Source organism: Sphingobacterium sp. SGL-16 (genome assembly GCF_011043515.1).
Classification (GTDB): Bacteria; Bacteroidota; Bacteroidia; order Sphingobacteriales; family Sphingobacteriaceae; genus Sphingobacterium; species Sphingobacterium litopenaei.
Genome location: NZ_JAAKGQ010000059.1, coordinates 1 through 20,697, shown reverse-complemented (window position 1 = coordinate 20,697; position 20,697 = coordinate 1). Strand labels below are relative to the sequence as shown.

10 protein-coding genes and 1 pseudogene are annotated in these 20,697 nt (G+C 36.4%); 6 read left to right on the top strand and 5 right to left on the bottom strand.

Translation table 11 applies throughout. The features are described 5' to 3' along the window. Positions 1-249 precede the first annotated feature (249 nt). The 3 genes and pseudogenes from G5B32_RS14910 to argH all read right to left on the bottom strand — a co-directional run bounded on the left by G5B32_RS14910 (position 250) and on the right by argH (position 3,037). A pseudogene (locus G5B32_RS14910) lies at positions 250-1,098 on the bottom strand (IS3 family transposase). Continuing rightward, entirely contained in the window at positions 1,077-1,625 is a 549-nt protein-coding gene (locus G5B32_RS14905) for a helix-turn-helix domain-containing protein (RefSeq protein WP_165290192.1), read from the bottom strand. Before G5B32_RS14905 ends, G5B32_RS14910 begins: the two are co-directional and overlap by 22 nt. Before the next feature lie 80 nt (positions 1,626-1,705). Then, entirely contained in the window at positions 1,706-3,037 is a 1,332-nt protein-coding gene (gene argH, locus G5B32_RS14900; protein WP_165292312.1) for an argininosuccinate lyase, read from the bottom strand. A gap of 235 nt (positions 3,038-3,272) precedes the next feature. Here argH and G5B32_RS14895 point away from each other — a divergent pair, with 235 nt between their 5' ends. The 5 genes from G5B32_RS14895 to G5B32_RS14875 all read left to right on the top strand — a co-directional run bounded on the left by G5B32_RS14895 (position 3,273) and on the right by G5B32_RS14875 (position 15,750). Further along, positions 3,273-6,233: an alpha/beta hydrolase family protein gene (locus G5B32_RS14895; RefSeq protein WP_165292311.1), complete on the top strand. Its 2,961-nt coding sequence runs from the start codon at positions 3,273-3,275 to the stop codon at positions 6,231-6,233. Positions 6,234-6,417: 184 nt separating this feature from the next. Continuing rightward, positions 6,418-11,703: a translocation/assembly module TamB domain-containing protein gene (locus G5B32_RS14890; protein ID WP_165292310.1), complete on the top strand. Its 5,286-nt coding sequence runs from the start codon at positions 6,418-6,420 to the stop codon at positions 11,701-11,703. Then, the gene (locus tag G5B32_RS14885; RefSeq protein ID WP_240899072.1) at positions 11,693-14,020 is read left to right on the top strand and encodes a BamA/TamA family outer membrane protein; all 2,328 of its coding nucleotides are present in this window, start codon (positions 11,693-11,695) and stop codon (positions 14,018-14,020) included. Before G5B32_RS14890 ends, G5B32_RS14885 begins: the two co-directional genes overlap by 11 nt. Before the next feature lie 90 nt (positions 14,021-14,110). Continuing rightward, the gene (locus G5B32_RS14880; protein ID WP_165292308.1) at positions 14,111-15,049 is read left to right on the top strand and encodes a malate dehydrogenase; all 939 of its coding nucleotides are present in this window, start codon (positions 14,111-14,113) and stop codon (positions 15,047-15,049) included. Between the two features lie 257 nt (positions 15,050-15,306). After that, on the top strand, positions 15,307-15,750 hold the full coding sequence (locus G5B32_RS14875) for a retropepsin-like aspartic protease (protein WP_165292307.1): 444 nt from the start codon (positions 15,307-15,309) through the stop codon (positions 15,748-15,750). A 49-nt stretch (positions 15,751-15,799) separates the two neighbouring features. Here G5B32_RS14875 and G5B32_RS14870 read toward each other — a convergent pair whose 3' ends face one another. After that, positions 15,800-18,394 carry a DUF3857 domain-containing protein gene (locus G5B32_RS14870; RefSeq protein WP_165292306.1) on the bottom strand — a complete coding sequence of 865 codons (2,595 nt, stop codon included), beginning with the start codon at positions 18,392-18,394 and terminating at the stop codon, positions 15,800-15,802. A gap of 475 nt (positions 18,395-18,869) precedes the next feature. After that, positions 18,870-20,144 (bottom strand): group II intron reverse transcriptase/maturase, encoded by a 1,275-nt coding sequence (gene ltrA, locus G5B32_RS14865; RefSeq protein WP_240899071.1) that lies wholly within the window; start codon positions 20,142-20,144, stop codon positions 18,870-18,872. A gap of 182 nt (positions 20,145-20,326) precedes the next feature. On the opposite strand from ltrA, the gene G5B32_RS17155 reads away from it, so the two are divergent. After that, positions 20,327-20,697, top strand: a 371-nt coding sequence (locus tag G5B32_RS17155) for a hypothetical protein (protein ID WP_206366919.1), incomplete at its 3' end; no start/stop codon positions are given.

Genomic DNA, 20,697 nt, shown 5'->3' with positions numbered 1-20,697 from the left:
TAATTTAACAGCCTAACCTTATTGTAACAACGGTTATAAACTATATATCATTATGATTAATTAAAAAAATTGTCTATTAAGGGTTTATATATCGATTAACATTAAAATATAGATATAAATGGATTAGAAAATGGTTTAGCTTAAAAATTTTCCCTAAATATAAAGTTAATTCACAATCAAACAACTATTCTACTTTAAAAAATTTTTTTTCAACTATTTTGTAGACTGCACCCCAAAATTTAGACAAATTTAGTTTAAAGATTTATAATTATGAGTTCGGTATTCCACCGGACTCATTTTGTTTAAATTGGATTTAATTCTGTCGTTATTGTAATAATTTATTTACTCTTTAATTTCTCTTTTTAAGTGTGCTATGCTGTTGAATTTTTGAATATAAAACAGCTCTGATTTTAATGTTCCAAAGAAGTTTTCAATAACTGCATTGTCCAAGCAATTTCCCTTTCTAGACATACTTTGAGTAATACCCTGCTCTTTCAATAAATGTTGATATTGCCTCATCTGATATTGCCATCCTTGGTCGGAATGGAAAATCAAATTACTGCCATCTTTTAACTTTCTAAATGCCTTGTGAATCATGCCTGTTATCTGTTTGAAATCAGCTCGCTCGCTTAACTGGTAACTGATTATCTCCTGGTTGTACAAGTCCATTATGGGCGATAAATACAACTTCTTATCCCTTACTTTAAACTCCGTAACATCAGTTACCCATTTCTGCTCAGGTGCTTGTGCTTTAAACGCTCGCTCTAATATATTAGGAGCTATTTTGCCTTGTTCTCCTCGATATGATTTGTATTTCTTGGTACGTATCAGACTTTTAAGACCTAGCATTTTCATGATTTTAAGTACTGTTTTGTGGTTGACAGCATCACCTTTCTTGCGTAATTCGTCGGTGATACGTCTATAACCATATCTACCTTTATGCTTGTTATAAATACTCTTTATCAGTATTTTAAGTGATTGGTGTTTGTCCTTTCGCTCACTTTTCTCATGATAATAATAGGTACTTCGTGCCACCTTGCCATAACTTAGCAATAATGCTAAATCAAATTCGTGCCTTAATTCTTGGATGGCTTGGATTTTTGTTTTGATTCCGCTTCCTCTTGTGCTTGAATTAAGGCATTGTACTTTTTTAAGAATGCTACCTCACAACGCAATTTTTCGTTCTCTATTAATAGTTCCTCTTCTCGAGTCAATGGCTTATTAGATTTGCGGGCTTTGCGTTTATAAGTACTCATATCTTGCACAGGACGGCCTTTTCGTTTGGGTTGTAAACCGTCCAGTCCAAATGTAGCAAAACTTTTTTGCCATTGACAAATAGTGCTCCCATTGGGAATGTTAAACTTAAATTTGGCTTCGCTTAAACTTAAACCATAGCGTTCAATTGCTCGAATAACTCGCAACTTAAAGGCAGCAGTATAAGTTTTATTCTTACTAGAAATTAAACCCTTTAATCCTAGTCGTCGGTAGTCCTGTAGCCACCGATCAAGTTGGCTAATATTAATGCCATATAGCCCAGATACCGATGTGACTGAATGATGTTTTTCCTCAACTAATTTAACACACTTAAGTTTAAATGTTAAATCATATTTGACTTTTCGTTCCATAAAAATACCCCCAGAAAGTGTCTAACTTTTTGGGGGCAGTGCATCATTACAAGCACCTTTTTTATAAAATTTCTATAGTATTACTTAATTAGCTCTTGTAATGCTTTTTCAACTTTTTCAAAACCAAAATCAGCTTTTACTTCAGTAAACATACGTCGAATGTGATCATTGCAAAGATTACCAATGCTTCCTTCGTGTGTGTGATTCACTTCTTTCGAAGGTTGGAATGTTCCTTCTTCAATAGCCAGACCAATATTTTTATAAGCTTCGCGGAATGGTATGCCTTGTAATACTTCATTGTTTACCACTTCCACAGAAAACAGATAGTCGTATTTTGGATCATCCAAAATACTATCCTTTATCTCAATATTCTCCAACATAAATGTAGCGATTTCCAAACATTCGTTCAAAGACTGAAACGCTGGGAAAAGATTTTCTTTTAACAATTGCAAATCACGGTGATATCCTACTGGAAGATTCGTAGTCATCATCGCAATTTCTGTTGGCAATGCCTGAATTTTATTACAACGTGAACGAATCAACTCAAATACATCAGGATTTTTCTTGTGTGGCATTATGCTCGATCCTGTTGTTAAATGAGCTGGGAACGAAATAAATCCAAAATTTTGGTTGATAAACAACGTTACATCCATTGCAAATTTTGCTAATGTAGCGGCAATAGAACTCATAGCTTGAGCCAATATACGTTCTGTCTTACCACGTCCCATCTGTGCGTAAACCACATTATAGTTCAAATCTTCAAATCCCAATAGTTCTGTAGTCATCGTACGATTCAATGGGAAAGAAGAACCATATCCAGCTGCCGAACCCAATGGATTCTTATTACAAACAGACCAAGCTGCTTTCAACATATGCAAATCATCGACTAAACTCTCTGCATATGCGCCAAACCACAACCCAAATGAGGATGGCATCGCAATCTGTAAATGCGTATAACCTGGCATCAACACATTTTTGTACTTTTCACTTAACTTTATAAGTTCATTGAAAAGCACTTCAGTATTATTGAAAATACTGTGAATTTCAGAGCGGAAATATAATTTTAAATCCACCAAAACTTGGTCATTACGGGAACGACCAGAATGGATTTTCTTACCAGCATCTCCAATACGTTGAGTCAACATCATTTCTACTTGAGAATGCACGTCCTCTACGCTATCCTCAATTTGAAATTGACCAGCCTGGATTTCTTTATATATATTTTTAAGTTCTTGTTGAACAGCCGCTAAATCCTCATTTGTCATCAAACCAATGCGATTCAGCATACGCGTATGAGCCAATGATCCCAATACATCAGCACTTGCCAAATGCATGTCCATCTCACGATCTTTACCAACTGTAAACGATTCAACAAAAGAATCTACATCAATGTTTTTTTGCCAAATTTTCATTCAAAAGTTATTTGAATCACAAAAATACCATAATTTTAGTTATAACTTTTATAAACTTAATCTTTTCATAAGATGAGTGAATAGGGCATCAACTAAAAAGTACTTTTGTCTGAAGTTCATATCCATCGCTTTTTATCTTTCAGGTAAAATAATCCTTATAACATATTTAATACAGTCATTAAGTAATGAGATTAAATAAATATATTTATAAAGAATTTTAACCTATCGAAATTAAATGACAAAAAAATCTATTTTGTTTTTCGCGTGTCAACTGGCATGGTTAACACCTTTTGCTCAAGAAGCTTCTAAAGTACTCTCATGGCAAGATGTCCCAAAGTGGGAATACGTTCGAATGAATGGCGCTACACCTTCTCCTGATGGAAAATGGTTAGCCTATGTCTCTGGACCAACGGAAGGCGATCTCACATTGACATTACGTCATACACAAGATACTACCAAATTCGATTACAAGATTGGCGGTGCTACTACCCCAATATTTTTCAACCAAAATGCACAATACTTCAGTTTTTTTGAAAACCAAAAATTTTCAGAAATCAAGGCGAATGAAAAATCACGCCGACCATCTAGCAAGAAACTGAAAATAGTAGCATTAAAAGATACGGCTTCAGTTACTTTCGATAAAGTACAAAGCTTTAGCTTTTCTAATCAAGACAGCAAATGGGTGGCTATACGTTTCGAAGGACAAAATCCAGGAGCATCACCCGCTATGGGGGGAGCAACTCGTCCGACAGATGTTCCAAAAGGAGCTGATTTGCTTCTTTATAATCTTATTACCAAGAAAAAATATAATCTTGGAAATGTAAGTGAATACAGTTTCAACAAAAGCGGACAATATCTAGCTTATATCATCGATGCGAATGGGAAAAATGGAAATGGTATTTTCTTGATGGATCTAAACACTGGGATTTCAAATGCGCTGCATAATGATGAAGCTAATTTTTCAAGGATTTCTTGGAATAAGGAAGGTACAGCTTTTGCTTTATTAAAATCTAAAACAGATAAAAAGTATAAAGATCCTGTTTATACCTTGTTGGGTATCAAAAATCTCAAAGCGCATAATGCAGATGTATTTACATACAGTGGATTGGATGAAAATCAAATTACAGCAGGATTTGGAATTAGTCAAAATGCCAACGCCTATTGGAGCAAGGACCTGAAAACAATATTCTTTGGGGTAGCGAAATTAGAAAAGGCGGAAGAACCAAAATCTACAGAGAAAAAAATAGATGATATCGCTAAAGCGGATGCTAAAAAAGTAGCCGAAAAAGATTCAACAGCAAAAGAAAATGCCGCAGCAATACAAAAAGATTCTACACAAATAGCGAATAATGGACCTAAAACTCCATCAACGCCTAAAAAACCAGAAGTCAACAAAAAAGACTTAGAAAAGCCGGATATGATCATCTGGAACTGGCAAGATGTTCGTCTTCAGTCTGTACAGAAAAACAGATTACAAACGGATAAAAACTACACGACCATGAGTGCATGGCATGTAGACGAAAATAAATTTGTATCTCTTGCTGACAGTGCTGTTAAATCTATTTCTCTGGCTCCAAATCAGACCGTGGGATATGGATTTGACTTTAAACCTTATGAATACGAGTCGAATTTGAATGGTCAAACGTATGGCGATTTGTACATCGTAGATATCAAAACTGGACAAAAGAAATTGGCCTTGAAAAAACTATACTTAAATGCATCACGCAGTATACGTTTCTCGCCAAATTCAGATCTATTATTACTTCATCAGGATGGTCATTTTCATGTGCTGAATACTAAAACTTTAGCGCTAACCAATATCACGCAAAATATCCCTGCATCATTTGTGGATATGATGGAAGATCGCAATGTAGAAAAAGCTGCGACAAGTTCTTTTGGGTTTACCGCAGATAATAAATTTGTATTACTGCTTGATAATTTCGATTTGTGGAAAGTATCTGTAGATGGTAAATCTGCAAACACTTTGACAGATAATTGGAAGTCAAAAAAATTAATGACTACGGGTGTTAACTATATTTATGAAGACGATGAGTTTATTGATTTAAAGAAAGATCAATATTTTGGAATTTACAATCATGATACAAAACAAAAAGGAGTAGCTTTGCTTGCATCCAACTCAAATAAACTTCAAATTCTTAAATTAGACGACATTAATTTTGGAGGAATCCGTAAACCTAAAAACAGTACAAATCTTTTCTATACCATTGAAAAGTCGAATGTTGCTCCTGACATCTTTGTTGCCAGTGACAAAACTTTATCTCAAGAAAAACAGCTGACGAACAATAACCCAGAAAACAAGAAAGGTGTATTGTCAGCTGGCTCAAAATTGATTAGCTATGTAACTGCACATGGAGACACATTAGAAGCAACATTGTACCTTCCAGCAAATTATGAGGAAGGAAAATCTTACCCAACAATTACCTATATCTATGAGCGTTTGACGTACGAGAAAAACAATTATTCTCAACCGGCTTATCCTGGAGGTGGTTTCAATCGCGCCATGTATACCAATAATGGTTACGCGGTATTGATGCCAGATATAAAGTACAAATTGAATGATCCTGGAATGTCTGCCGTAGCTTGTGTTGTACCAGCCGTTAAAGCTGCTATTGCAACAGGAATTGTAGATGAAAAGAATGTAGCTATCCATGGTCACTCTTGGGGTGGATACCAAACATCATTCTTAATCACTCAAACTGATATCTTCAAAGCTGCAGTTGCGGGAGCGCCTTTGACAAATATGATTTCCATGTACTCTTTGATTTATTGGAACTCGGGTTCTTCTAATCAAAGTATTTTCGAATCCAGCCAAGGACGTCTTACTACAGGATATTGGGACAATTGGGATGCTTACGTCCGCAACTCGCCTATTTATCATATTAAAAAAGTCAACACACCATTAGTGATCATGCACAATGACAAAGATGGGGCTGTAGACTATACACAAGGTATAGAATACTATAACAGTTTACGTCGATTGAATAAACCTGTTGTAATGCTTACTTACAATGGCGAAAATCACGGATTGATGAAAGAGGTAAACAAAAAAGATTACGCAGTACGTATGATGGAATATTTTGATCATTATCTAAAAGGCAAGCCTGCACCAGATTGGTGGGCAAAAGGTGTCGATTATATCGACCTCCCTAAACACCTAGAAGAACGTGCTTTCTAAAAAATAAGAGCTAGTCAATTGACTAGCTCTTATTTTTTGCTTATATTAACTATTGAAAAACATTAAAAATAATTTAGCTGGTGGCTGGATTTTTTTTGCCTTTGAGAAGAAAAAAGTAAACTTTTCAAGTATTTTTATGTTTATAATTCAGTGTTAACATTATTTTAAGTAGATCAACTGAGGTTTGAATAAATTTACCCGTGTCGCTGTACGTATTTTCCTTTGGATAATAGGTTCAATAATAGCCCTATTATTACTGGTCGTATTTTTAATACGCTTACCTGCCGTTCAAAATTATATTGCTGGCAAAGTATCCAACTACCTAGAAACCAAGATCGGAACCCCCGTGGATATTGGCTATGTCAATATCGCTTTTCCTAAAATGCTTGTTTTAGACAATGTTTATTTTGAAGATCAAACGCGAGACACCCTCATTGCGGGTGAAAAAATCAAAGTAGACATTGATATGTTCAAGATTTTGAAGAACACTATCGAAGTGCAAGAGATACAGCTTGCTGGCATCACTTCCAAGATAAAACGTACTGCTCCAGACGGGAATTTTAATTTTGATTATATCGTAAAGGCATTTTCATCGGAAAAAGAAAGCACAGTTGCGGATACGGACACCACTTCGGCTCTTATTTTCAAACTAGATAAAATTGGTTTAGAACGTATTCACTTCGTGTATTCGGACGATATGATAGGGACGTCCGCAGACTTACGATTAAATAAGTTTGAGACACGTGTCAAAACCTTCGATTTGGCAAACAACATGACCTTTGATTTGCCACATATCAATATTGACGGATTGTCTGCCGACATCAAACAATGGGCACCTGCTACGGAATCCAAGGATGTGAAAGCCGAAGATTTTGGTATCACAGATCCAAGCGTAACAACGACTTCTCTCCTTCCCAATTTAGGTACCGAAACAATCACTCTAAAAAATATTTTTGTCAAATACGAAGATGCTTCATCAGCCATGAAGACCAAATTTGACATCAAAAATCTTTCAGCTAATGTAGACCAGATTGATTTAAACAAAGAGGTCGTAAAACTAAAAGATATTGTTTTAGACCAATCGGACTCTTATGTTGTTTTTGATAAAAGTAGCAAACCTAAGGATAAACAAGACACTTCGACTTCTCCTGTTAATTGGGTAGTTTCCGTAGATAAAATAGCTGTTGATAAAACAAATTTTCTTTTCAGAGATAATAATCAAGCTCGAATTAAAGGTTTTGATTATGGAAATATTGGTATAAAAGACCTAGCAGGGGCGTTAAAGAACTTATATTATTCTAACGATTCTATCTCTGGTTCTGTACAAAACCTAACAGCTAAAGATCATTCGGGCTTATATCTAAAGCAAATGAAAGGTGACTTTGTATATGGTAATACTGGTGCAGTAATCGAGAATTTATTGGTTCAGACTCCGAAAACTATTATTCAGGATTACATCAAGGTAACTTATCCTTCTTTGGATGCGGTATCCAAATATCCACAATTGGTCAATATTGATGCGCGCATCAAGAAAAGCCAAATCGATATGACGGACATCAAATACTTTGCTCCGGATTTAGAGCAAATGGAGGTGATGAAACCTTTGATGACCCGCAAATTCTATATTGATGGTCGCGTGGTTGGACGTTTGGATGATCTAAATATACCTAATATAGAATTCAGAACTTTAGACAAAACGCATATCATTGCTTCCGCAAAAATCAAAGGCTTGCCAGATACAGATAAGTTAAATATTGATCTAAATCTTAAAAAACTAACTACTGGCAAAGCGGATTTGAATCGTTTAATAGCAAAATCGTTATTGCCTAAAGATATGGAATTCGAATATCCGAATTCTATATCCTTAGCAGGAACGTTCAAAGGTGGAATGAGTGGATTTGATGCCAATATGAAGTTAGTAACGGAAAAAGGAAATGCTTCAGTAGATGGCTATCTTAATATGGGAAAACGAGATACGACTTACGATGCTCAAATTTCCATTGACAATTTCAATTTAGGTCATCTTTTGAAACAAGATTCTGTATTAGGAATAATTTCAGCCAATGCACAAGTAAAAGGTACTGGCCTGAATCCTAAAACTATGGCTGCAGACGTCAAAGGAACGATCAACCGTTTTGATGCGATGGGTTATGCTTATCATGATATCAATCTGGATTTGATGGCGCAAAGTGGTGATATTGCTGGTTCGATCATCAGTACAGACCCTAATATTCGTTTTAATGCCAATCTAGCCGCTAATATGCGTGACACTTATCCAAAGGTGAAAATGAATATGATGATTGATTCTGTCAATCTTCAAAATCTTAAACTCATGGATGACAATTTCCGTTATCAGGGAAAAATAGATGCAGATTTCGAAACAGCAGATCTAAATTATTTGAACGGTCGATTAAATGTCTCCCAATCTTCTATCGCGTACAACAACGAACGCTATGCATTAGATACCATATCGCTGATAGCACGTGCGGATACTTCTCGCAATATGATTATGCTTCGTTCTGAATTTTTACGTGCACATTTGGTTGGAAAATATAAATTAACAGAACTGGGGGCTTCTATGCAGGATGTTGTTCGTGTGTATTATAACCCAAATAACGAACCTCCGAAGCAATTAAAGTATGATGCACAAAATTTTGAGTTTTCTGCTACGCTGAATTATTCTCGTTTCCTCAAAGACTTTTTCCCTGATATTACCAAAATGAGTGATATCACACTCGATGGAACTTTTGATAGTCAACAAAAGACCATTATGGCCAAATTATTGGCTCCAAGTGTGATTTATGATGGCATAGAAGTGGATAATCTAGGTATGGACATTATTACGGTAGATAGTACGCTGTATTATTCTACCCTAATTGACAAAATAAAAGTCAACCAAATTGAACTTAAGAATACTGTACTCAGTGGACAAGCTGTAGAAAATAACTTAGATTTTGGACTTTGGATTAAGGACAAAGAAGACAAAGATCGTTATCACTTAGGAGCTCGAATGGGGGTAGACAGAGGAAATTACCTATTGAGTCTTTTGGAAGATGGGTTAATGCTGAATTATGATACGTGGCAGACTTCAGCAAGCAATCAATTGAGTTTTGGAAAAGATGGTATTCGTGCACATGATTTTGTATTAAGCAATAAAGGGCAGGAATTGCGTATTCAATCCCAAGATTCTACATTGAACGCCCCTATTGACATTACATTTAATAATTTCCGTATTGAAACCTTATCCGAAATTTTAGAATCTGACACTTGGAATGTTGGTGGAGGTATCAACGGAGCTGCGACAATTTCTAGATTAGATACTAAGCCTGTTTTTGTTTCTGATTTGGAAATAAACAAATTCTATTTCGGTCAAGATACTGTTGGAAACATTCTAATGAATGTGCACAATCAAAAAGAAAACACGTATTCTGCGGATATTAGAATCACCGAAAATGGCAATGATGTACAATTATTAGGCGATTATTTTGCTCCATTGAATGGTAAACCTTCTTTTAATGCTACACTAAGTCTGAAACCATTAAAAATGAAAACCATTCAAGCCTTCAGTTTAGGCTATTTACAAAATTCGGATGGAGATTTATCTGGAGATCTTTCTATAACAGGTGATTTAGATAATCCAAAAATTAATGGTGATCTGACTTTTAATAAAGCAAGATTAAACGTTGCTATGCTGAACGCTGATTTTTTAATGGACAATCAAAAAATCAGTTTTACTAATCAGGGATTACAATTCAGACAGTTTTTGTTGAAAGATGGAAAAGGCAACGAGGCGAAGCTAAATGGTACAATCTTAACAAAAAATTATACAGATTTTGATTTCAATCTGAATTTGACCACTAACAACTTTGCGGTTGTTAACTCAACACGTGAAGACAATGATCTTTTCTTCGGAAAATTATATGTGACTTCAAACATCCGTATTCGCGGAAATCTAGACAAGCCTGTAATTGATGGAAATGTTTCCGCTAATGAAAACACGGATTTCGTATTCATCGTTCCGAATGATAATCCTGGCATAGCAGAACGGGACGGGGTAGTCAAATTTGTCGATAAAAGCGATACTGTACGTACAAATGTGTTCGCAAAATTGGATTCCATGACAACCGCAACACGTCTGACTGGTATGGATTTGTCATTGAACCTAAGTACCGATCGGGATGCAAAATTCAAAATCATCATTGATGAAGGTTCGCAAGATGCCTTGAATATTCAAGGTGTGGCGGAATTAACCACTACGATCGATGCGAGTGAGAAAATCACCATGTCAGGGACTTTTACTGTCGAAGATGGTAATTACTCATTTAGTTTTGGACCTATCAAGAAAGAATTTGACTTCCAAAAAGGTAGTACCATTACATGGAATGGAGATCCTTTGGATGCCAGATTGGATATTACCGCATTGTATAAAGGGCGCTTCCCTACGCTAGATTTGGTCGCAAACCAAATTGGTACGGAGAGTTCAAATCTTTACAAACAACGTATTCCTTTCGATGTAAAATTGATTCTTACAGGAGAGCTTTTCAAACCCGAAATTGCGTTTGATATCGATTTGGACGAAAATAATGCCGTAGTTTCTCAAGATGTTGTTTCTAAGGTAAATAATGCCTTAGTAGCCTTACGGGATGATCCGGCAGAGCTAAACAAACAGGTTTTCTCCTTAATCATTATGGGTAGGTTTATGTCTGCAAATCCATTCGAAAGTTTGTCTGGAGGTGGCGGCGTTGAAGGAATTGCCCGCAGCTCAGTAAGTTCATTCCTGACGAGTCAATTGAATAATCTGGCTTCGGACTTAATCAAAGGCGTAGAATTGGATTTCAACTTACAATCAGAACAAGATTATCTTTCGGGTTCTGCTCAAAATAGAACGGATTTAAATATTGGTCTCTCAAAAATGTTATTTGACGATCGCCTTAAAATTACTATTGGCTCCAACTTTGAAGTAGAAGGGAAAACACGTCCGGGAGAAAAACCGAACAATATAGCAGGTGATATATCATTGGATTATCAATTATCCAAAGATGGACGATATTTTGCCCGGGTATACCGCAAAAATCAATATCAAGCAACATTACAAGGGCAATTTGTAGAAACTGGTATTGGTTTTATTATCAATATGAGTTATAACCGTTTCAAAGAATTATTTATGAATGAAAAGGCGTTAGCGGCTTATTTGGATCCAAATAACAGCAGCTTCCGTAAAAGATTTAATGTTGAGCGCATGGAAACGGATTCGGCTTACAGAGATAGCGTTCGCTTAGTCATACGTGATAGCATGATGAAGCATAATCCAGCTTATCGCAAGCGAATAGAAGAACAACAGAAGAAAGATGAATTGAATAAGTTAGATCAAGATAGTACAGAAAATAATAAGGATACGACACAAATCAAGTCTGTAAATGATACCGCTATACGTAATGAAGATGAGGAAAGGAGATCGAATGAAAAGTAAATACTTAAGTTTGGCTTTCGTGGCTATGCTATGTTGGTATAATATGTCATGCAGCACCACCAAACATCTTCCTGAAGGCGAAAAGCTTTACGTAGAAGGCGACGTAAAACTTGAGATGGATAGCAATGTGAATGCAGAACGTAAAGAAGCTTTTGAAGAACATCTCGAAGGGTTATTAATGCCTAAGCCCAATAAAAAAGCTTTAGGTGTGCGATGGAAGCTGATGTTTTGGAATGCTGGCGGAGGCTATGATACTACAAATAATATTGTCCGCAATTGGCTGAAAAAACGTGGTGAAGAGCCTGTGCTTTTAAGTGATGTCAACCGAGAATACAATGAGAATCTCTTACGAAACCGTATGGAAAACCTGGGATTCTTTAACGCTACTGTCAACTCTGACACAAGTATTGATGGTAAAACAGCCAAGGTAATCTATACGGGTATTCCACGCAAAATTTATCGTATTGATTCGGTAGTATTTGATATTGATTCCACAACTAATATTGGACAAGATATTATCGCCACTAGATCCGAATCCCTATTAAAAAAAGGTTCGAATTATAATTTGGATGTGATTTTGAATGAACGAGATAGAATTGATAATGACTTAAAAAACAAAGGATATTATTATTTCAATCCAGATAATATTTTAGTCGAAGTAGATAGTACAGTGGGTGATCACAAAGTGAATATGTATGTCACTATTAAACCTGAAACTTCACAACAAGCTAAAGAACCTCAAAAAATTGGTGATATTTTTATCTATCCAAATTATACCTTGACATCTCAAGGATACACCCGTAGACCAAATACCGAGTATATGGAACTGTTTGATGATAATTATTATATCATCGACCGACAGAATACATTTAGAAGAAAAGTAATAACAAATCACATTTTCTTCGAAAAAGGTCAGGAATACAATCGTCATGATCACAATTTGACGATTAATCATTTGGTCAATCTAAATGCTTTTAAATTTGTCAAAAATAGTTTTGAACCTAATCCAGATTCCGCGAATACATTAGATGTATATTATCACCTTACACCGCTTCCAAAGAAATCTATACGTGTAGAATTGTTAGCAAAGACAGCGACCGTGTATAATGGATCGGAAGCCAATATAACTTGGACGCTCCGCAATGCGTTTAAAGGAGCTGAAACAGTATCTGTGAATGTTTTTGGTGGATACGAAACTCAAACGGGCGGTAATGTCAATTTGAACTCTTCTTATTATCGTTATGGTGCTGAAATGACTATCACTTGGCCTCGTCTATTATCTCCTTACCAATGGACTCCAGGAAGGCGTTTTATTCCTAAAACCTATTTAAAATTCGGTTACGAGTTCTTAAATCGTCGTACGGCTTATACCTTAAATTCATCTAGTTTGAATTATGGTTACATGTGGAAAGAAAATGAACAAAAGCAACACGATCTGACCTTAGCTGAAATCATTTATGTACAGCCACGTAATATTTCCGAAGCGTATAAGGCTCAAATGGATACGGTACCTACGCTTCGTAGAATCGTAGAACCACAATTCTCGTTTGGTCCTAATTATACTTACACATTCACCAATACTATGCAGGAAAATCTGAAACATACCTTCTATTTCAAAGGAGGGATGAACCTTTCAGGGAATGTTTTAGGTCTTATTCAGGGAGCAAGTTATAAAAACGATAACCAAAAGGAACTTTTTGGAACAAAATATAGCCAATTCGTCAAAATAGAAGCGGATGGTCGCCACTACATGAAATTGGGAACGCATGCGCAGTTAGCTTCTCGCGTGATGTTGGGGATGAGTTATTCCTATGGAAATTCACGTTCTCTACCCTATTTAAAACAATTTTATTCAGGAGGTCCTAATGGTCTTCGTGCATTCCGAGCAAGAGCGGTAGGTCCAGGTTCGGCCTTACCAGAGAATCTAGGTGAAGAAAATTTCTTCGCAGATCAGACTGGTGATTATAAACTAGAATTAAACACCGAATACCGTAATCGTATTGTCGATTTTGGTGTAGGTATACTCAATTGGGCTGCGTTCATTGATGCGGGTAATATTTGGCTTCAAAACACAGATGAAGGTAAATTAGGCGGTAAACTTTCAAAAGAATTTTTATCCGAGCTAGCAGTTGGTGCAGGAGCAGGTTTACGCTTCGATTTTACCTTCCTGATATTGCGAACAGATTTAGCTGTCCCCGTTCGCGTTCCCTATTATCCAAAGAACGATCGATGGGTAATTAAAGACATAGATTTTAAAAGTTCAGAGTGGAGACGAAATAATCTCGTTTTCAACTTAGCAATCGGATATCCTTTCTAACCAGAAAGGATATTTTTATTTTCACCCTATTCTTCAATAAATCATTGATAATGATTATATTTAGATAACACAAATAATCCTCCTTGAAATATGAAAATAACAGTTATTGGCGCAGGAGCTGTAGGTGCTACCACTGCAGACAACATTGCTCGAAAGAATTTTGCTGAAGAAGTCATTTTGTTGGATATCAAAGAAGGTTTTGCAGAAGGTAAAGCACAAGATATGATGCAAACATCTGCACTTTTGGGCTTTGATACAAAAATAAAAGGTGTAACCAATGATTATCTACAAACAGCAGGTTCCTCTATTGCTGTAATTACTTCGGGGATTCCTCGCAAGCCAGGAATGACACGTGAGGAATTGATTGGAACAAATGCCAATATTGTAAAAAATGTAGTCGATAATTTAGTAAAATATTCACCTGACATTATCATCATTGTGGTCTCCAACCCAATGGATACTATGACGTATTTGGCTTACAAGGCTTCGGGTTTACCGAAAAATAGAATAATTGGGATGGGAGGCGCGTTGGATTCTTCGCGTTTCAAATATCAATTAGCTAATAAATTGAATGCATCTCCGGCTGATTTAAATGCGATTGTAATCGGTGGACATGGGGATACAACCATGATTCCTTTGATTAATAAAGCAACTTGGAATAGTATTCCTGTTAAAGAGTTTTTGGACGAAGTGGAAAAAGAAGAAATTATCCAAAAGACAATGGTTGGAGGTGCTACATTGACAGCCTTGATAGGTACTTCAGCTTGGTATGCACCAGGTGCGGCTACAGCCGCAATGGTCGAAAGTATAGCATTGAATCAAAATAAACTTTTCACCGCTTCCGTTTATCTCGAAGGAGAATTGGATGAAAGTGATATTTGTATAGGGGTACCTGTTATTGTAAACAAGAATGGTTGGGACAAAATCGTTCCTCTATCCTTAGATGAAGAGGAAAAAGCTAAATTCAAAGCTAGCGCATCTGCCGTTAGAGCGATGAATGCTGTCTTGAGCGAAAACAACATTATCTAATAGGCTTAACAAACTTTCTATTATATTTGAGAGGACTTTTAAAAGTCCTCTTTTTATTTGAACATACTGGATTGAATGTTGAACTTAATTATCCAAATATGGTTTATCTATTGTAGTGCATCTAATTTTGGATTAATTCTTTTAATTTCTAATGCATTCACTACAATCAAAAACAAATCGAATAAAAAGATGACCAGCCTAAGATAAGGCTTAGATAAATAGTTAATAAGGAGCTAATAAATTACTATACATTTTACATGAAGATCATTCCATTCGAAATACTAACCTTGCAGCAAGACGGTTATCACATTATTTTACATATTGAATTATTAGAGAAAAAATTTAAAATGGTGCTGGACACAGGCGCTTCTAAAACTGTTTTAGATAGAACAACCTTATTGGAAGCAGGAATTGATGAACAAAAACTAATTGAGACCAGCATTTTATCCTCAGGACTGGGTACTAACGAAATGCAGTCTGCAATTTTTATACTGCCGTATTTACGTATTGGAGATTGGGAATGTAAAAAATTTGAAGTCGCAGTTTTGGATCTTTCTACTATTAATTTTGCGTACAGCCAAATAAATGCAGATCCTGTGGTAGGCGTAATTGGCGGTGATATTCTTAACAAATATGGGGCAGTTATCAATTATAAGAAGAAAACTTTGCAACTTAATGAGAGAGCAAGCAAACAAAAATAAGAGCATCCAAATTGATGGCTCTTATTTTTGTTTGCTTTTATGCGTAATATTAATCCAGCTCTTTTATATTTTCCCAGTCATGAGTATTAATCACTTTTTCCTCATTACTTCTATATTTTCTCACAAATACATTCTTAACATTCTGTGATTTAAGAATATAACTTCCCCAGATTAATGAAAACAAAATCATTCTAAATAAATCAGCAGCAACAGTATTAAACGAAAAATGTCCAGGCAACATATAATGCGCTACTACGGTATCAATGATAACAAAAGCCAGATTGAATATAAAAGTGAATAATAAGGTCTGCGGAAAAATATCCCTTTTTTGGAAATACAGCACTAAACAATAACCAAAGGACAAAATTACCAATGCATTCCCAATTATTTCACAAACCACAACCGTATTATACAACACACTGTTGACACCTAGATAAGTAGATACTATCCAAACATTTTCATTAAGCAAAGAATCATCCGTAAAGAAACTAATCAACAACCTAATTAATGAAGCAACCAATCCGAAACCTAAAAAACTCGTCCATCCATTCATACTTTCTTCGTAACCATTATTTTCTGGGAGGACAAAATATTTTGGTTCTGTCTTGTGATAAAATTTGATGATAAATACCAATCCCACAATCAAAGTCAGCAGTAAAATACCATAGGACAATAATGAAGGAGAGCCTACAGGGCTAATTACTTCAACACCGCCATCTTCCGCCAGGAAATAACCATTGTAAAACTGATCATCTCTATTCGAGAAATCCTCATTATATAAAGCAACATCTTTCTCTTCAACAAAGGAAGAATGAATAGAAAATTGGTAATTAATTTTTAATGTATCTCCAATTGTGCTAATATGTTTACCATAACTATAGGCAGATCTTTCTTGGAAATGATTATCTGCTACCGTATCGAATGGTTTTCCATCAACATTCACTATTTTAATAGAATAGTCAAAACTCAAAGGATATTGCAGAGAAATAGGACCTACATGGTCTGGCTCAAGCTCTGGGATATATGTGGTCAACTGATTTGCATACAAGGGCAACACACGCTTGCCAACTTGGCTATCCACTGTACCAATATCTTCAATACTATACACCTCATAAACCTTAAACACATTGTTTTTAAGATCATCCTCAAAACGTATATTTTCCTTTTTCTTAGTTTTAGGATATAAACGCGTATAATAATCTAAATATGATTTTTGAACCTGATTTTTAGCAGTTGTTTTAAAATAGCTACGTATCTCATCTGCACTTCCGCCTTCATAGATGGTATTGACTGTTAACAAAGCTTTATAATTCTTATCCAATTGATAAGTTTCTACAATTTTAATACGTTTATTTGCTTCCTTTCCTACTCCAATTAGCTCATCACGTACACGCGAAGTCAATACATCACCATAATAGGGCAAATAGCGTTCTTTTATATTTCCTCCTTGATTAGTAATCGTAGGATCGATAAATTGATGTCGACCATCCACATTTATCTCTACGATCATATGATTAAAATGCAATGGCGACGGTAGACGATCACGCAAACCGTATTCGTGCGAGGTATTTGCCAATACTAAATCTGCTCCTATTCCTTTTGCTTTTAACATAGAAGCAAGCAATACTGATTTATCCTTACAATCCCCATACCGCTGTTCAAATACACGATGAGGATTATTTGCGCGATGAGAGTACTCTCCTACTTCTACCCCCATATAGCGTATTTCATTCTGAACAAAATCCGTGACTTTCGTTAAATAAGCATAAGGTTCTCCTCTCGACTCTTTCCAGGCTCGTTCGACATATTGACCCAAAGGATTATTGGGCTGTATCGTTACTATAGGGTTTATTTGGAGAATCCAATCCGAAACTTCTTTCCAATTTTTATATTCCGAACATTCGATATAATCATAACTGCTATACCACGACGGAGAATTATAATAATAAGTAGCTTTTTTAGTATCTACTAAGTCCCATGTATATACTTTATTCGTTCCTCGATTTTCAATTGTAGGTTTAGGCGCGTCTTTATATTCTTTAAAGTGGACTTGACGATCCTCAGGGACAATATAAGCTACAAAAACCTGTCCTATTGGTTCATAACTCTGTAGGTTATAATAGTCACAAAACTTATTTTGAAAAACACCATTAAACCCTTGTACTGAATAAGAACAGATTATTTTATCCTCATTTCGTAAATCATCGATGATGATATAAGCTGATTTCATTCCATTATATATAGAACGCGTCAAATCATCCTCTACAGATAATTGCTTAATCTTTTGAAGATTAAGTTTATTTATCCGGACACCATTACGAAGGACTACTAACTCATGAAATATGACTTTTTGGTATTCAGGATTATAATAGACTGAAATATTTCCAGCATTTTCTGTTCCCGCATTATCGAAGATCACTTTTGCTGTGCGATAAAATCTTGTTTTAGAGGCTAAGTCAACTTGGTATTCATAAGACTCGATATAGTATCCATCATTGATATCCTCCAAGTCTGGTTTTACGGGTTTTGAATCAGGTGCCAAAACCCAAGAAGGCACTGCAGACTGCGAAAACTGTCCCGATGCATATGGAGAAATAAAAACAAGAAAAAAGAAAAGGAGAAATTTCAGAAGATTGGCTTTCATATAATAAGTTATACACGAAAGTAATTAACTTTTATTTAAACACAAAGAATTATTATTAGTATAACTTAAAATAGAGTAGGAAGGTAATCATTATTTGATTACCTGACCCCTCACACCACCGTACGTGCCGTTCGGCATACGGCGGTTCATTAAACATTAACAGTCTTTGGGACTATTATATCGGTAAGATATAGTAGTCCTTCTATGTTTCCGTGTTTTCTATTTTCTTTCAAGATATCGCTCAGCGCTCCCTGCTACTTTTCTGCTTCCAGCATATCCCTTACAGGGCAGCTCTCCATTCGGAGTTTTCTGCTTTCTTTACGATAATCCTACTTCCCGTAGTTTAAACGGACGTTTAATGTTCAGCCCTTCCTTCCTAAAAAAAATTAAAAAGTACTAGTCGAGTAGATAAGGACATTTCAGTCCAAACCTCTCACAGAACCGTGCGTAAAGATCTCCCTTTACACGGCTCTTATTATCCAACCGACAACTTTATCCCTATATACCAGTGTTCAAACAGATGCGGACTTCTTTCGGAAATCTCTGACATCCATTTTATGGCTCTGTCTTTTCGGTTCCGTAGCCTTTTATATTTCCGCATAGCCCATCTTACCAGTAACCTGTTCATGTGCTGAAGTACTTTGTGTAGCTCTGTTTTGTAGAAAGCTCCGTAGTAATTGACCCATCCTCTGAGGACTGGATTTATATACCGGGACAACGTTTCTAAGTCACTGCCTCCTCTTCTGTGCAATTGCCATGTCCGCATCTTTTCTCGTATGGAAACTTTAGCTTTATTGCTGACTGCAGGAAGAAAACTGGTAAAGTTCAACCCCTGTTTGGTCTGAGCTTTTCGTCTTTTGAACGTATACCCTAGAAAGTCGAAGGAAATTATGGGATAGGATTTCTGTCGTTCTTTTCTGCCACAATACACGATCTTGGTTTTCTCTGGATGCAGTTCAAGTCCACAGGCTTTTAGTCTGTGTTCTAATGCTTTCTTCAGTTCCACTGTTTGTATTTCTGTTTTACAGTGTATCACACTATCATCAGCATATCGTTCAAACGGACAGTCCGGATAGTTAATTCGTAACCATTCATCCATACAGTAGTGTAAAAAGAGGTTAGCGAGCAGCGGACTGATAACTGCTCCTTGAGGCGTCCCTTTTGATCTCTCTGTAAGAATCCCATTGGATTGCTGTACCGGTGTTTTAAGCCACCTTTCAATATACAGCAAGATCCATGGGCAATCTGTGTGCTTACGAACTGCTCTCATAAGCAGCTCGTGTGGTATGTTGTCGAAGAAACCTTTGATATCAAGATCCAGAACCCAATCATACTTCCAACATCGCTCTCTAGCTGTTCCAACCGCCTCCTTTGCACTTTTGTTGGGGCGATAGCCATAAGAGTCCTTATGAAATATCTTATCCAACTTTGGTTCCAGAAACAGTGTGACCACCGTTTGAGCAATGCGATCTGTTATCGTGGGTACTCCAAGTGGACGTGTCCCCCCTCCTTTCTTGGGAATTTCTACTAGTAGAACTGGCATGGGCATATAGCTGCCAGAACTTATCCGATTCCATAGTCGATAGAGGTGTTTCCAGCTATCTGCTTTGAAATCCTCTAAGCTCATGCCATCTACTCCAGCACTACCACGGTTTTGTTGTACCCGCTGGTAGGCTTCCAGTACTATGGACTGAGAAATAATAAATGGTTTTGTCTTAATCATTCCTGTACCTCCTATGGTTTGTACCATAGTTTTCTTTGTGATAAGAACTGGATAATACACCCCCTTCGCTCCATCTCCATTACAGAGACTTCATCACTACTACGAGATGTTCCGCCCGTGTGCTTCGCATCGGTACTTTTGCTCTTGTGGGGCTACCACTTGAGGGTTTCCCTTAACATCGAAACGACACGTTCTCACGTTCCGCCTAAATGCCTATAATAGCTTCACGCCATCTTTACGCCGGATATCACGGAAGCAGTAATCAGGTTTCCCTTCCGTTTGTCCCAGAGCAAGGTCAAGACCCTGGTTTCGATATCATCTATTCAGCTTTCGACGCTTCATCGATGGTTCACTTTCGTTCGTCTCTCTATTACATACCTGACATCTTTAACTATGCCTTTTCCTTTATCGCTTCTCACCAGATCTCTTTAACCCAGCAACATAAAGGTGGTTTGAAGCCTGCGCCTGAACGTCGACTTCGAGGGGCCTACCCTCATCATTCAAACAGCACCAAAGCAATATCATGCTTTGTTCGTGACACACCGACCTCTGCTGACTTCTGTCAAACCAATGATGTATC

Bases quoted from the DNA above. Each gene is read 5' to 3' on its own strand.
- argH (WP_165292312.1), bottom strand. From the start codon at position 3,037: ATGAAAATTTGGCAAAAAAACATTGATGTAGATTCTTTTGTTGAATCG.
- G5B32_RS14885 (WP_240899072.1), top strand. From the start codon at position 11,693: ATGAAAAGTAAATACTTAAGTTTGGCTTTCGTGGCTATGCTATGTTGG.
- G5B32_RS14880 (WP_165292308.1), top strand. From the start codon at position 14,111: ATGAAAATAACAGTTATTGGCGCAGGAGCTGTAGGTGCTACCACTGCA.
- G5B32_RS14905 (WP_165290192.1), bottom strand. From the start codon at position 1,625: ATGGAACGAAAAGTCAAATATGATTTAACATTTAAACTTAAGTGTGTT.
- ltrA (WP_240899071.1), bottom strand. From the start codon at position 20,144: ATGGTACAAACCATAGGAGGTACAGGAATGATTAAGACAAAACCATTT.
- G5B32_RS14870 (WP_165292306.1), bottom strand. From the start codon at position 18,394: ATGAAAGCCAATCTTCTGAAATTTCTCCTTTTCTTTTTTCTTGTTTTT.
- G5B32_RS14895 (WP_165292311.1), top strand. From the start codon at position 3,273: ATGACAAAAAAATCTATTTTGTTTTTCGCGTGTCAACTGGCATGGTTA.
- G5B32_RS14875 (WP_165292307.1), top strand. From the start codon at position 15,307: ATGAAGATCATTCCATTCGAAATACTAACCTTGCAGCAAGACGGTTAT.